The organism is Flavobacterium movens (genome assembly GCF_039581425.1).
GTDB classification, from domain to species: Bacteria; Bacteroidota; Bacteroidia; order Flavobacteriales; family Flavobacteriaceae; genus Flavobacterium; species Flavobacterium luteolum.
Genome location: NZ_JBCPXY010000003.1, coordinates 476,914 through 491,242 on the forward strand (window position 1 = coordinate 476,914; position 14,329 = coordinate 491,242).

Annotated in this window: 8 protein-coding genes; all 8 read right to left on the minus strand. The window is 35.7% G+C overall.

Annotated elements, in window-relative coordinates; all coding sequences use genetic code 11:
• Positions 1–30: 30 nt before the first annotated feature.
• Complete coding sequence (locus AAYQ05_RS08420; RefSeq protein ID WP_343542604.1) at positions 31–2,241, minus strand: endo-1,4-beta-xylanase; 2,211 nt, start codon at positions 2,239–2,241, stop codon at positions 31–33.
• Between the two features lie 12 nt (positions 2,242–2,253).
• Positions 2,254–3,627 (minus strand): glycan-binding surface protein, encoded by a 1,374-nt coding sequence (locus tag AAYQ05_RS08425; protein ID WP_343542607.1) that lies wholly within the window; start codon positions 3,625–3,627, stop codon positions 2,254–2,256.
• Between the two features lie 31 nt (positions 3,628–3,658).
• Positions 3,659–5,290 carry a RagB/SusD family nutrient uptake outer membrane protein gene (locus tag AAYQ05_RS08430; protein ID WP_343542608.1) on the minus strand — a complete coding sequence of 544 codons (1,632 nt, stop codon included), beginning with the start codon at positions 5,288–5,290 and terminating at the stop codon, positions 3,659–3,661.
• A 10-nt stretch (positions 5,291–5,300) separates the two neighbouring features.
• Positions 5,301–8,468 (minus strand): SusC/RagA family TonB-linked outer membrane protein, encoded by a 3,168-nt coding sequence (locus AAYQ05_RS08435; protein WP_343542610.1) that lies wholly within the window; start codon positions 8,466–8,468, stop codon positions 5,301–5,303.
• Positions 8,469–9,044: 576 nt separating this feature from the next.
• Complete coding sequence (gene fsa / locus AAYQ05_RS08440; protein WP_343542611.1) at positions 9,045–9,701, minus strand: fructose-6-phosphate aldolase; 657 nt, start codon at positions 9,699–9,701, stop codon at positions 9,045–9,047.
• Between the two features lie 434 nt (positions 9,702–10,135).
• Positions 10,136–11,461, minus strand: a complete 1,326-nt coding sequence (gene xylA / locus AAYQ05_RS08445) for a xylose isomerase (RefSeq protein ID WP_343542612.1) — start codon at positions 11,459–11,461, stop codon at positions 10,136–10,138.
• A gap of 9 nt (positions 11,462–11,470) precedes the next feature.
• Complete coding sequence (locus tag AAYQ05_RS08450; RefSeq protein ID WP_343542613.1) at positions 11,471–12,952, minus strand: xylulokinase; 1,482 nt, start codon at positions 12,950–12,952, stop codon at positions 11,471–11,473.
• 1 nt (position 12,953) lies between these two features.
• A complete protein-coding gene (locus AAYQ05_RS08455) occupies positions 12,954–13,961 on the minus strand; it encodes a GntR family transcriptional regulator (protein ID WP_343542615.1) in 1,008 nt (335 codons plus the stop codon).
• Positions 13,962–14,329: the final 368 nt, after the last annotated feature.

Here is a 14,329-nt window from a genome sequence, read left to right on the forward strand (position 1 = left end):
TTGCACTATGGATAATTACTAATTAAATATTTAAGGTTTTTGTAATTCTCCTGAGAAACCTAAACTCACGTCTTTTCCTGCAAGTCCGTCTGCTGCGCCTTTGTAGGCATGTTTACGAACATAATTTGCATCCCAAAGATTTGGAGATTCGTTTGGAAGCCAGTATTCATGTTCTTTAGAATTATCAGATACTCCCCAAATTGTAATTCCGTATTGTTGCCCTACAGGAATGTATTTTTTGTACATATCAATAACATATTGGTACATTTCTGCCTGAGAAGCCTGTTGTGCAACTGTTGGCGTAGCAGTACCCAATCTAATATCTAACTCAGAAATTTTGATCAATTTTCCTGTAGCTGCCAATTTTTGGAACATTTGAACAATTTTGTCTTTATCAGTTGTCAAGCCAATGTGCATCTGTGTTCCAATTCCGTCTACTTGAGCGCCTTGGCTTTCAATGTATTTTACATATTCGATTAATCCGTCACATTTATCTAATCTAGATTCTAGGTTGTAATCGTTTATGAAAAGTTTGTCGGTTGCATTTCCGTATTGGCGCGCCAATTTGAATGCTTTTACAGCGTAATCTTTTCCTAAATATTTTACCCATGAGAAATAATCTGTTGCTGTATCACCTTCAGTTCCGTTTCTTAATGTTCCATCTTCTTTCATTGGTTCATTTACAACATCCCAAGAGAAAACGCTTGTTTTATAGTGTGTCATCATTTTAGAAATCCAATCTGTCATGGCATCGCCAATAATTTTGGTTTTCTCAGCATCTGTTTTTTCAATTGTTACAGGTGCTGTAGGTCCTCCGCCAGTAGTTGATCCATCAGTTACCAGAACATTATCGATATAATAAGTTCCAGCAGCTCCTCCTAAATCAAAACCAAAACCAGTTTCACCGCCTTTTGCTGTAATTTTCCATTCGATTTGTTTCCATGTAGTTGTAGTAGTCTGATCTCCCTGATAACTTGCTACTCCTGATGGTGTTGTTGAACATCTTACAGAACCATTTGCTTCAGAACGAATCATATAAGAAATAGTATAGCTTTTTCCTGCCACTAATGCAGAAGTAAAAGTGGTCTGAATTTGAGTTTTCCATTGGTTCGAAGCATCAGATGTAGCGTTTACTACTTTCATTGATCCACTTCCTTCATAAACATTTGAAGCTCCTGTTCCTGCACTTAAAGCATCTGCTGCTCCGTTGGCTTTACTCCAGCCTGTAATACCTGAATTAAAATTTCCGTTAGCAATCAGATTAACTGGTCCTGTTGCGGCATCCAAATCAACAACTGCCAAAGTATTGGCGTCGATTAAATACGTTACGTTTGGAAGATATCCTAAATCTAAATTAAACTGAAAACTTGTACTTCCTGATGCAAAATCGCCTGGAGCCAATTTGATTTTTACCTGCTGCCAAGTAGAAGTTGTTGCAAATGCTTCTGTCCATGTTCCTCCTGTTGCAAACCAGTCTTTGTATGGATATTGGTTGGTTAATGAAGCATTGAATGAAATACGCCCTTTACCTGCAACATCAGATTTGATATAAAATGAAATTTCATAATTATGTCCTGAAACAATTGGCACATTTGGCGAAGTAAGCTGCAAATTGTAAGCTGCAGAAGAACTTGCGCTTGATGCTAATTGGATTGCGGCAGAAGTGCTGGTTAGGCCAGAATTCGCAACTGTTGTGATTCCTTTCCCTGGATTATTTCTAGTCCATCCTGTGAAAGTTCCGCTTTTAATAGGTGTTAGATCCAAAACATTTGTGCCGCTTGAACCTGGAATTACTGTTGGGGCAATAATACCGTTTAGATAACTTGCATTTTGGTTGGAATGCCAAACTAAAGTATGTCCAAAAACTTTTAATCCTGCGCTTTTTGTTGCAGCGATAAAAGCATCCACATTGGCAAAATCAATTGCTCCTTTAGCATTTACCATGGCACCGTGTTTCATTTCGTAACCTGGTGTAACTTCGTCAAAGTTTTCGTTTACAATTTTTCTATAAGTGGCATCGCTCATGTATAAACTGATTCCGATTCCGTTTCCTAATGAAAAATCCGAATAGTTTTTTAATGGTTCGTAACGGCTTATTTTCTCTACTAAAGCCAGCGGAAGCTCAGCTCCAGTTACTTCGCCATGTTCTGGGTCTTTTCCCCACTCCATCAAGTTGTCATCGCAAGAAGCGAATAACAACAATGATGAAGCAATTACAGGTAATATCTTTATATATTTCATTTTGGTCATTTTTTAGTTAGGGAAATCATTATAAACTGGTGCGTCTAATGGTACAATTCTCCAGTTGTCTGTGTACACTTTTACAGAAGTTGCTTTTGAAGGGAATTCTACTTCACTTGTGTTTCCTAGCACATCTTTCATTTTTACATCCAAATTTTCGAACCAAATACCAAAGTTTTGATACGTTGCGGCTTCACGATAAGCTAAAACAGTTTCAAATGTTGAGGCTTCTTTAGACCATTGATAAAACTTGTTTAAAGGAATAGTAATCGTTACCCATCCTGTAGTCTGGAAAGCGACGGATTTTCCATCAACTAACCAAGGAATATAATTATACACTCCTCCAGACCATGCTCCTGCGTTGAAATTATTAATTGTACATATTTTTAAATATCCTGAATCTTTCCATGCATCTGGTACATAGATATCAAACTGAAATGCTACTTTATCCAACGGTGTGGTTGCTGGAATAAAAGGAGTAAATTGAGCTCTCCAGTTATCAACACCTGTTCCTCCTGTCCAAACTTCTGTTGCTCTTCCTGTAGCTGCTGCAATTGAAGTAAGACGAGATGGACGATGCGGTACGTATTTACCTTGAGAAAGATTTCCTGCTCCAATTGAAGCTGATTCCAAATCAGTTCCTAAAATCATACCGGTTGCTGGTGGTGTTCCCCAGAAACTATGTTGTCCTCTTCCGTCAAAATCTAAAATAATAGCTCTTTTACAGTTAAAGTACGCTGGAGAATATACTCCTCCATTTGATCCTTGTACGAATATTGAACCTCCATTATCCGAAACTCCATTTGGAACCACGACTGTAAATGATTCTCCATCTTCGTCTGAAACAATTCCAGTTGTAACCTCAACATTGCCTGGGAAAACTACTTTGCTTACTTCTGTTAAGCCACTTCCGTAAACTGTAATTTTTTCTCCTGCATTAGGCATTGTATTTGAAATTCTCGTAATTTCTGGTCTCCCTGCTCTAATTTCAAAAGGAAAAGTAAATTCGTTATTATCATTGACAAAACGGATTGTATTTCTTACTGATGGATCTGCTTCTAAAATCGGGGTATCTGCAGAAACGCTTACCAGCATTGAATTATTAGAAACAAAAACCACATTAAAGTAAGTTGAGTATCCGTTTATGTAAACTTTCTTCAATCCTGAAAATCCAGAACCTTCTATACGCAATAGCTGTCCTAAACGGGCAAAAGTTACTTCTCTGTCTGGTACAGATGAATTTACGTCTTCTAAAAACACTTTTGTAATTGTAATTGTGCTTCCTTCTGAATCATTGTTATCGCAAGAAGTAAATAGCATACCGAAAACCATCATGCTTAACAGTGCAATTGGTGCCCAATACTTTTTAGTTAAAATATATTTCATATTTATGTCTTTTAGTTTTTTATTTCTGAAACTAGAATAAGTCTTTTATTTTCTCTTCTGTAAACTGATACGGAACTGGATTTTCTCTCAATAACGGATTCTGAACCAATTCAGATTCTGGATAAGGAAGTGTGAAAATTGTTGCATCGATTACACCAATTGCTCTCGGACTTGTAGCTTTTGAAGCATCAACCGTAACTGTATTTGTTGCTGTGTCGTATAAAATTGGAGTTATTGTTCCTCTGTTTTGTCCTGTTATATAGTTGATTACTTCTTGTTGTTTGTAGTAAGCTCTTCTAACTAAGTCGTACCAGTATTGTCCTTCCATACACAATTCGACTCTTCTTTCGTGAATAATATCAGCATAAGTCAAAATTGTTTTTGGGTTTAATCCTGCACGTGTACGAAGTCTGTTTACAACCGAAATCGCTGTTGCATCAGCAGTTGATGCATTGTTTCCTAAAGCTGCTTCTGCATAGTTCAAATACACTTCTGCTAGACGTAACATGTAAGTATTTAAAGCAGAATTCATACGGGTAATTTTAGAATTGTCTTTTGTAGAACCTACAACACCTTTTTTAATTGTAAGGAAATCAGCACTGTGATCTACAGTATAACCGCCGTTTGCTTTATTGATTTCAGCATAATGGTCGTTGTCTCCCATAAAAGTTGCTCTACGGCGAAGATCTTTTGATTCATATTCTTGTAAAACATTATAAGAAGCTCTGGTCCAATATCCCCAAGCTGCATCGTCTCCTGTAATATCAGAACCTAATGCAAAATAGGCCTGCTGCGTATTGTTTACTCCATAATCTCCATTAGGAACCCATTGAAGCGCAAACATCGATTCTGTATTATTGTTATTGTCAATCATGAATAAATCTTCATAATTTGCCATTAAACTATAAGGTCCAGAACTCATTACTTTTTCTGCCGCTTTTTTGGCTAAATCAAGATATTCCTGATTGCGCGTTCCGCTGTTTGGATTGTCGCTCACTCCCGAAAATGATAAGTAAACACGAGATAACATTCCGTAAGCGCTGTATTTTGTTAAACGTCCAGCTTGCCCTGCTGTTTCTGGAAGATATTTAGCTGCAAATTCTAAATCACGCATCGAAAATTCGTAAACATCTTTCATTGGATTTTTGTTCACGATTGGATTTTTTACCAATTCGCTCGGGTCAGTAGAAATGATAACATCTCCCCATAACGAAGCCAAATACCAATAAGCGGTTCCTCTCATAAAGCGAGCTTCGGCAATATATTTGTTTTTAACAGTTGCGTTCATTGAACTTCCAGAAATTCCAATAATCACATTATTAGATTGCTGAATCACATTATACAAAGATGCCCAAGCCGAAACCAAAGGTCCTGTTAATCCCGTTTCTGTTAAATCTGTAAACGGATAAACGTAATCTGAGAAAGGTGCGTACATGTTTGCGGCACGTCCATCTCCTAATCCGTAATAGAATTTATCATTAAAATCGAACCAAACTTTGTTGTATAAAGGTCCTGTTGCGGCCTGAAAATCAGATTCCGTTTTATAAAAATTTTCTTTTGTAATTACATCATTTGGTTCAACGTCTAAAATGTCGCTGCAACTCGTCCAAACAAATGGCAATGCAATAATTAAAGCCGTGTAAAATATTTTCTTTGTTTTCATTGTGCGCTTTTTAGAAATTAACTGTTAATCCAAGTGTAGTGATTGTTGGTGAAGGATAACGTCCGTTATCGACACCGTTTAAAAGCTGATTTTGATTTATTGCACCAACTTCTGGATCGTATCCTTTATACTTCGTAAAGGTTAAAATATTCTGCATGTTTGAAGTAACCTTTACATTTGAAATACCGTACTTAGTGTATAAATCTTTAGGAAGATTATATGATATTGAAATGTTTTTAAGTCTTACATAAGAAGCGTCTTCTACAAATCTATTGCTCAAACGATAATTTGATGCTGAAGAAGCCGAAGAAGCTCCAATTCTTGGCATGTAAGGATCTCCGCCTACAATCTGAACGTTACGATAATCGTTTGGTCCATTCGGGTCGATTAATTCTAATTGTGCATATCCCAAAGCAGTTTTTAGCAAGTTGGTATTCTCACGAGGGTTTTCTAACCATCTTCTTTGATAGTTTAAAGCCTCATTTCCATAAGATCCTGTAAATAAAATACTCACATCAAACCCTAAGAAAGAGAAACTATTGTTAAGACCAAAAGTAAAATCTGGATTAGGATTACCAATATAACCAGCATCTTTTTCGTTAATTACACCATCTTTGTTTACGTCTTCAAACATATAATCTCCAATCCAAACACCATTTTCGCCAATTGCCATTCCTTCTGGCAATGCGGTTGGTTTTACCACTCCATTAGCATCTTTATAATAGAAATCTGTTGCTTTTTCAAAACGTCCGATTACTTTATAACCGTAAAATTGTCCTATTTGCTGTCCCACAGCAGTACGAGTTACAACCGTTACATCTGAACCCTGCTGTAAGGTCTGATCGTAAACACCAGATTCTGAATTCAATTTCAATACTTTAGATCGGTTCATCGTCATATTGAAATTTGTTTTCCAAATAAAATCTTTTCTCTGCATGTTGACCGTGTTTATTGTAAACTCCAAACCTTTATTTTCTAGAGAACCGACATTAGCAAAAGGTGGTGATGTAGCTCCCTGGCCTGTTGTACCTACATAAGCTGGAAGCGATAATCTAAGTAATAAATCTTCTGTTTTCTTGTAATAAGCATCGGCTGTAATTTCAATTCTATTATCCAAAAATCCAATGTCTACACCAATATTGGTTTGCTTCGATTTTTCCCATTTCAAATCTGGGTTAGCCGTATTGGTCGCAATTTGCCCACTTCCCCAATTGGTTGCTGAAGTACCATAAACAGAAGTAAAAGCATTATTTGGCACACTTGAATTTCCTGTAACTCCCCATCCTGCACGCAATTTCAGGTTGCTAATAGTTTGGTTTTCTTTTAAAAATGATTCGTTTGAAACTTTCCATGCGAAAGCAGCAGATGGAAACCAATCCCATTTGTTGCCTTCGGCAAATTGTGAAGATCCATCTCTTCTAATTGTACCAGTTAAAATATATTTGTCGTCGAATGTGTAGTTTGCTCTTGCAAAATAAGAACTAAGCGACTTTGTCGAACTTCCATTTGAGTTTCTAGCTGTTGTTGGGTCTCCTGCATTTAAATCTGTAGCTCCGTTTGTTAAATAGCCAGAACGATATCCGTAAAGGCTTTCCCCATTTTGCTCTTGCATTTCTTGCCCTAAAATAGCGTTTACGGCATGTTTCCCAAACGCTTTATTATAAGTCAATAAATTATTCCAAATCCAGTTTTCTCCATTACTTTTTGTTCTTGATCCTTCTCTAACTTCATTTGATAATGCTCCAAAAGTGTAAGATGGATTAAAAGTATAACGGTTTCCAAAACCATAATCAATAGAATAGGTTGTTTTAAACTTTAAATCTTTTGTAAAACCAATTTCTGCGTAAACATTTCCTCTAATTCCGTAGTCTTTTCCGTGATTGTCTTTCAGCATTGCAATTCCTAATGGATTGGTTTGAACGAATTCTGTTGTATCTGGTCCGTCAAAAGTTCCATCAGCATTTCTTGCTGCCACGTTTGGAGTTTGTTTTAAAGCAGTTAAGATTACCGAGTCATCATTAACTGTAGTAACTTGGTTGCTTTTATACGCATTCAAATTAACTCCAACTTTCATCCATTTCTTTACCTGAGAATCAACTACAGCTCGAATTGTCATACGATCGAAAGAAGATCCGATAATAGTCCCATCCTGATCAAAATAAGACATTCCTAATGCGTATGTAGTTGTATCAGATCCGCCTGACGCTGATAAATTATAGCTTTGAATTAAACCTGTTTGAAATAATTCATCTTGCCAATTTGTTCCTTCACCTAATAAATCAGGACGAATAAAGTATGGATCTCTCTGAACGATCCCTAAATCTGCTCTCGTGTTTTTTAACGTCCCATATTCTCTTAAATTTAATACCTGCAATTCTTTAGGCATTTGCTGCCAACCTACATAGCTGTCAAAATTTAAAGTTAAATCTCCTTTTCTACCTGTTTTAGTAGTCACCATAATTACACCATTGGCAGCTCTAGATCCGTAAATTGCAGTTGCAGAAGCATCTTTCAAAATATCGATAGAAGCAATATCGTTAGGGTTAATCCCTGAAAGCGGATTTGTATTTAAAGAACCTGAATTACCATCTATAATCACACCATCAATAACATAAATTGGTTCGTTTGACCCAGTAATAGAACTGATACCGCGAATACGTACCGAAGAACTTCCTCCAGGCGTACCACTATTTTGCTGTACCTGTACCCCAGCTGCGCGCCCCTGCAATACTTGCTCAAAAGTTGAAGAAACAGATTGTGCTATGGCAGCACTAGAAACAGAAGAAATAGCTCCTGTTAAATCTGCTCTTTTTGCGGTTCCGTACCCGATAACAACAACTTCTTTCAAATCATTTAAATCTTCTTCTAGTACAGCATCAATTTTAGTTTTATTGTTCACTGCAACATGATGAGGTTTATATCCAATAAAGCTAAAGACCAAAATACTATTATTGGGAATAGCTTGAAGCGTATACGTTCCGTCAAAATTTGATACCGTACTTGTTTTGGTTCCTTTTACAATAATATTGACACCTGGTATTGGTCCGACACCATCAGTTACAGTACCTGTAACAGTAATTTGTGCATTTACCGTAGCAGAAAATACCATCATCAGGATTAAGAACCCCAGATTCTTAAAGTATTTAGATCTGCTTTTAGTAATTAAAAAGTTAGTCATAAATAATTGGTTTAATGAGTTAATAGTTGGTTTAGTTAGTTTTCGTTTTGATTGACTTTGCTATCCATTTTTATTTTAACATTTCTAACAAATAACAACTTATAGTCAAAACAAATATATGCAAAAAACAACAACACACAATCGGTTGCGTTAATTTTTTTTATCAATTTGAAAAAAAATATACTTAAAAAAAGAATTATACACGCAAATAATTATAAAATATTAAATAATTAATAAAAACAGTGTTTAATATCACGAAAACGTTAGAGATAATAAATCGTTTGATTCAAAATCTTAAAAAAAATATAAAATGTTAAAATATAAGTTTTTTTAAAGAAACACTAAAACGTTGTAGTGACTGTATAAAAATTCCTCCCAAATTAGATCTTTTGTTATCCCTTATAAAATGGGACTTAAAAAATATTATAATCTGAAAGTCAACACACTAGAACCAAAAGCTTATATTTCTTACAAAATAAAAAACAGAGACAATCGGTTGCTTTTATTTCATAAAAAAACTCCCCTCCAAATAGCTGGAAGAGAGTTTAAAAACTATAAAAATGGAAATAAAAAAGATTACAAATTCATTTTTTTTGCGTCTTCTACAAATTGCTTTAAACCAATATCGGTTAAAGGATGTTTCAGCAGCCCTTTTATTGCAGAAAGTGGACCTGTCATAACATCTGATCCTACTTTGGCGCAATTAACAATATGCATGGTATGCCTTACAGAAGCCGAAAGGATTTGAGTCTGATAATTATAATTATCGTAGATTTCTCTGATTTCAGCAATTAAATGCATTCCGTCTGTTGAAACGTCATCTAAACGCCCTAAAAATGGAGAAACGTAAGTCGCTCCAGCTTTTGCTGCCAATAATGCCTGACCAGCAGAAAATACTAAAGTTACATTGGTACGGATTCCTTTTGAAGAAAAATATTTGCAAGCCTTTACACCATCGCCAATCATAGGCAATTTCACTACGATCTGAGGATGTAAGGCGGCTAATTCTTCTCCTTCTCTTATCATTCCTTCAAAATCTGTCGAAATAACCTCAGCCGAAACATCGCCATCTACGATATTACAAATGTCAAGATAATGTTTCAGGATGTTTGATTTTCCTGTAATGCCTTCTTTTGCCATTAAAGACGGATTGGTAGTTACACCATCTAAAACGCCTAAAGCCTGCGCTTCTTCAATATCTTGAAGATTAGCAGTGTCAATAAAAAATTTCATAAGTTTTTTGGTTTAAGTTAAAAGTGGTTTTGCGTAAAAAAACTTTGTCAAAGTTTAAAACTTTGACAAAGTTCTCAGCATCTTGTAATGAGTGAAAAATGTGCATTTCGATTGATTCTGCTCTTCAAAAAACCTTCAATAAAAAAAACTCACTTATTATTTTATCAAACTGACTTTTATTCATTTCAATTTTCAAAAAATAGTAACTAAACCTTCAATCTACTTTTCTTAAATCTCATTGTAAAAAAGCCATAATCTTAATACACATTTTCGAAATTTTTATCTAAAAAAACATTTTTAAACATTTTAACGTCTTACAACTATCATGTTTAAAAATTTAAACTTTTTCTAGATTTTTTGTCTCACTAAATATTTTGGAGAAACCTAACAGACTTTAGAAATCTGTTAGGTAGAATATTTAAAATCTAAATCAATTAAATATATTGATTGATGATATTTTCAAACAATTCTTGCTTACCGCTTTGAAGATTTAATTCTCCATTTTCATGAGCGATAGTATAAAGATCTTTAAGATTTAATTTTCCATCTGCAAAGTCTTTTCCTTTTCCAGAATCGAATGAGCTGTATCTTTCTTTTCTTAATTTTTCGTAAGGAGAAGAAGAAATAATTTTGTCGGCAGTCAGTAAAGCTCTTGCAAAAGTATCAGCTCCACCAATGTGCGCTAAGAAAACATCTTCTAAGTCTGTAGAGTTTCTTCTAATTTTAGCATCAAAATTAACTCCACCACCTTGCAATCCGCCAGCTTTTAAGAAAACCAACATCGCTTCAGTAGTTTCTTGGATGTTGTTTGGAAATTGGTCTGTATCCCATCCGTTTTGGTAATCTCCTCTATTTGCATCGATGCTTCCTAACATTCCTGCTTTTGCAGCAACTTCCAATTCGTGTTGGAAAGTGTGTTGTGCCAATGTAGCGTGGTTAACCTCGATATTGATTTTGAAATCTTTATCTAAACCATAATTTTTCAAGAATCCGATTGCTGTAGCTGAGTCAAAATCGTATTGGTGTTTTGATGGCTCCATTGGTTTTGGCTCGATGAAGAAAGTTCCTTTAAAACCTTGAGCTCTTGCGTAGTCTCTTGACATTGCTAAGAATTGCGCCATGTGGTCTAATTCTCTTCCCATATCTGTATTTAATAAAGACATATAACCTTCTCTACCACCCCAGAACACATAGTTTTCTCCGCCTAAAGCAATTGTTGCATCCAAAGCTAGTTTTACTTGTCCACCAGCTCTTGCTACTACATTAAAATCTGGATTTGTAGCCGCTCCGTTCATAAATCTTGGGTTTGAGAAACAGTTTGAAGTTCCCCAAAGCAATTTAATTCCAGATTCTGCTTTTTTCTGTTTTAAATAATCAGTAATAAAAGCCAAACGTTTTTCTGATTCTGCGAAAGTTGCTCCTTCCGCAATCAAATCGTAATCGTGGAAACAGAAATAATCGAATCCCATTTTGCTGATGAATTCAAAAGCAGCATCTGCCTTGTCTTTCGCAGCTTGATATGGATCTGATGAAGCATCCCAAGCAAATTGCTGTGTCCCTGGCCCGAATGGGTCGCTTCCTTGTCCGCAGAAAGTATGCCAGTAAGCGATCGCAAATTTAAAGTGCTCACGCATTGTTTTTCCAGCTACAACTTGGTCTGGATTGTAATATTTAAATGCCAACGGATTATCAGATTCCTTTCCTTCAAATTTAATTTGGCCGATACCTTTGTAGTATTCTTTATCTCCTAAAACTATCATTTGATTTTTTTATTTATTTGTTAATATTAATTCTAATTCTTGTTTCCATTTTTTATAAGCCGTTTCATATGGCTCCTTGTTGTGCAATGGTAAAAACGTCATTACGTGATCGTTGTCGCTAACATTAGCTCCAAATTTGCTGTAATCACCATCTTTTAAACCAACTGCTCTTGCCGCACCAACCGCTCCTGTTGTATTGTAAATTTCGATTTCGTGACCAATTAAAGTCGCCACAGTATTTGAGAAAATTTCCGAACGGAAAAGATTATCATTTCCAGCTCTAATGACATTAATTGTCGCATTATCATCTTTCAAACATTCCATTCCGTACACAAACGAAAACGCAATTCCTTCAAGAGACGCTCTAAACAAATGCGCGCTGTTGTGAATATTTAAATTCAGATTTAAAAAGTGAGTTCCGATAGTTTTATTATTGAACATACGCTCAGCGCCATTTCCAAACGGAATTACAACAACGCCTTCAGATCCAACTTCAACATTCGAAGCTTTTTCATTCATTACCTCGTAACTTTCATTCCCCATATTATTGCGAAGCCATCTGTACTGAATTCCTGCTCCATTAATATTTAAAAGTTTACCTACTCTTGGCGTTTCCAGTTCATAGTTTACGTGAACAAAATTGTTTACTCTTGTGCTTTTTCCAGAAGACATTTCACTTACTGCATAAAATACACCCGAAGTTCCGCCTGTAGCCGCAACTTCTCCAGGATTCAATACATTTAATGACAATGCATTATTTGGTTGATCTCCCGCTCTGTACACAATCGGAATTCCTGCTGGAAGACCTGATTCTGCCGAAGCTTTTTCAGTAACAACTCCTTGATTTGTAAAATTTTCGACGATTTTAGGCGTCAATGATTGGTCGATTCCGTAGTAATCCAAAAGCCAATCGGCTACTTTATTTTCTTTATAATCCCAAATCATTCCTTCAGACAAACCGTTTTTAGTAGTCGTTACTTCGCCTGTCAACTTCAAAGCGATATAATCTCCTGGAAGCATGTATTTAGCTATTTTATTGTAAACTTCTGGTTCGTTTTCCTTAACCCATTTCAGTTTCGAAGCCGTGAAATTCCCTGGCGAATTCAATAAATGCGACATGCATTTTTCTTCTCCAATTTCGGCAAAAGCCTTGTTTCCAATTTCAACCGCTCGGCTGTCGCACCAAATAATTGAATTTCGAAGCGCTTTTCCGGCATTATCTACAATCACCAATCCGTGCATTTGGTACGAAATTCCAATTCCCTGAATTTTAGATGCATCGATATTTGATTCTTTAATTGCTCTTTTGGTTGCTGTGCAAATGTGTTGCCACCAAATTTCCGGATCTTGTTCTGCCCAGTCTGGGTGAATTGACAAGATTTCCATTTCGTTTTGAGGTTCATTCAAAACGATTACTTTTTTGCCTGTTTCAGCTTCTACCAAGGCCGCCTTGACAGAAGAACTTCCAATATCATATCCGATATAATACATACTATAGTGATTCTCTTATTATTAATTTTGTCGGCACATAACACTTCGTTTCTTCGTCATGCGTAATAAATGCCGCTGCTTTGGTTCCCATTTCTTTAAAATCAGTTGAAACAACCGAAATTCCTTTATATATGAACTTTTTCATTGGGGTTTCGTTGTAGGACAAAAATCCAACGTCTTTCCCAGGTTCAAAATCCTTTTCTTTGCACTGTTCTAAAAAGTGCCCCAAAATCCTGTCGCTTACACTGATATAAGCAATTCCTTTTTCAATATTGAACTTTTTTGGATCGGTAATAACCTCGTATTCAAAACCAAAATCGGCACAGAATTTCTTAAAATATTCCACCGTTTCCCACGGATGATTTGTAAAATCTGGATATACAAACTGTATCTTTTTATATTTTTTAAACAAATCGGCTGCTTCTGTCAATGACTCGTAAAACGCTTTTCCAAAATCCTGAAAAATATAATTATTTGTCTTTTTTGCCTGAATATTCCAGTCAATCAAAAGCAATTTATCTTTTGAAATTGCAGACAAAGCCAGAGCGATATCCTTGTGATCAAAATTCATCACTACATACTTATAATACTTTCCTATTCCGTTATTAATAATTGTTTTAAAAACATCAATATTATAATGGTGAAACTGTACATCTGTAATCACATTATCTGGCAAATTATTCACAAACGAATGGTACAAAACTTCTTTATATGCCTTAAACGTATCCAAAACCAAAAGCACTTTTCTCGTTTCGCCTGCCACATAATAGCCTTTATTGGGTACAGAATCAATTGTATTCTGATCTTTTAAAATCGTATAAGCCTTAAAAACCGTGTCTCTCGAAAGCTGATAGGTCTTGCAGATCACATTCACCGACGGAAGCAAATCTCCCTTCTGCAAAATATTCTCAGCAATAGCATTTGTAATTCCGTCAACCAACTGCTGGTACTTCGGAATATCACTATCGTGATTAATTATAAACTCAAATTTTTCTTCTTCTTTTAGCATACCGTTCTGTTCCGTTCTGTTATGCTAAAGTAGCTAAAAATATTTTATAAAAAATTATTTTTCAAATGAATTATGTTATTTTTTTAAAGCTCTGGAAGAGCGGAATATTTATAGAAAATTCTAATCGCTCCAGATTAAAAGCTCCAGCGGAGCGACACATTTGTCATAATAATATATCGCCCCGCTGGGGCTTTTGTAAATCTGCAAAACAAACCTTCTATAAATATTTCGTCCCTCTGGGACTTCGCAAGCAACTCCATAACGGGAATCCACACAATCTTGTCATTTCGACGAAGGAGACCCGAGCGATAGCGAACAGGCAAAGCAAATCTTCGCAAGTAACTCCGTAACGAAAATCCAATCTTTCG

Coding starts and splice junctions, on each gene's coding strand:
- AAYQ05_RS08455 (WP_343542615.1), bottom strand. CDS start 13,961: ATGCTAAAAGAAGAAGAAAAATTTGAGTTTATAATTAATCACGATAGT.
- xylA (WP_343542612.1), bottom strand. CDS start 11,461: ATGATAGTTTTAGGAGATAAAGAATACTACAAAGGTATCGGCCAAATT.
- AAYQ05_RS08420 (WP_343542604.1), bottom strand. CDS start 2,241: ATGAAATATATAAAGATATTACCTGTAATTGCTTCATCATTGTTGTTA.
- fsa (WP_343542611.1), bottom strand. CDS start 9,701: ATGAAATTTTTTATTGACACTGCTAATCTTCAAGATATTGAAGAAGCG.
- AAYQ05_RS08425 (WP_343542607.1), bottom strand. CDS start 3,627: ATGAAATATATTTTAACTAAAAAGTATTGGGCACCAATTGCACTGTTA.
- AAYQ05_RS08430 (WP_343542608.1), bottom strand. CDS start 5,290: ATGAAAACAAAGAAAATATTTTACACGGCTTTAATTATTGCATTGCCA.
- AAYQ05_RS08450 (WP_343542613.1), bottom strand. CDS start 12,952: ATGTATTATATCGGATATGATATTGGAAGTTCTTCTGTCAAGGCGGCC.
- AAYQ05_RS08435 (WP_343542610.1), bottom strand. CDS start 8,468: ATGACTAACTTTTTAATTACTAAAAGCAGATCTAAATACTTTAAGAAT.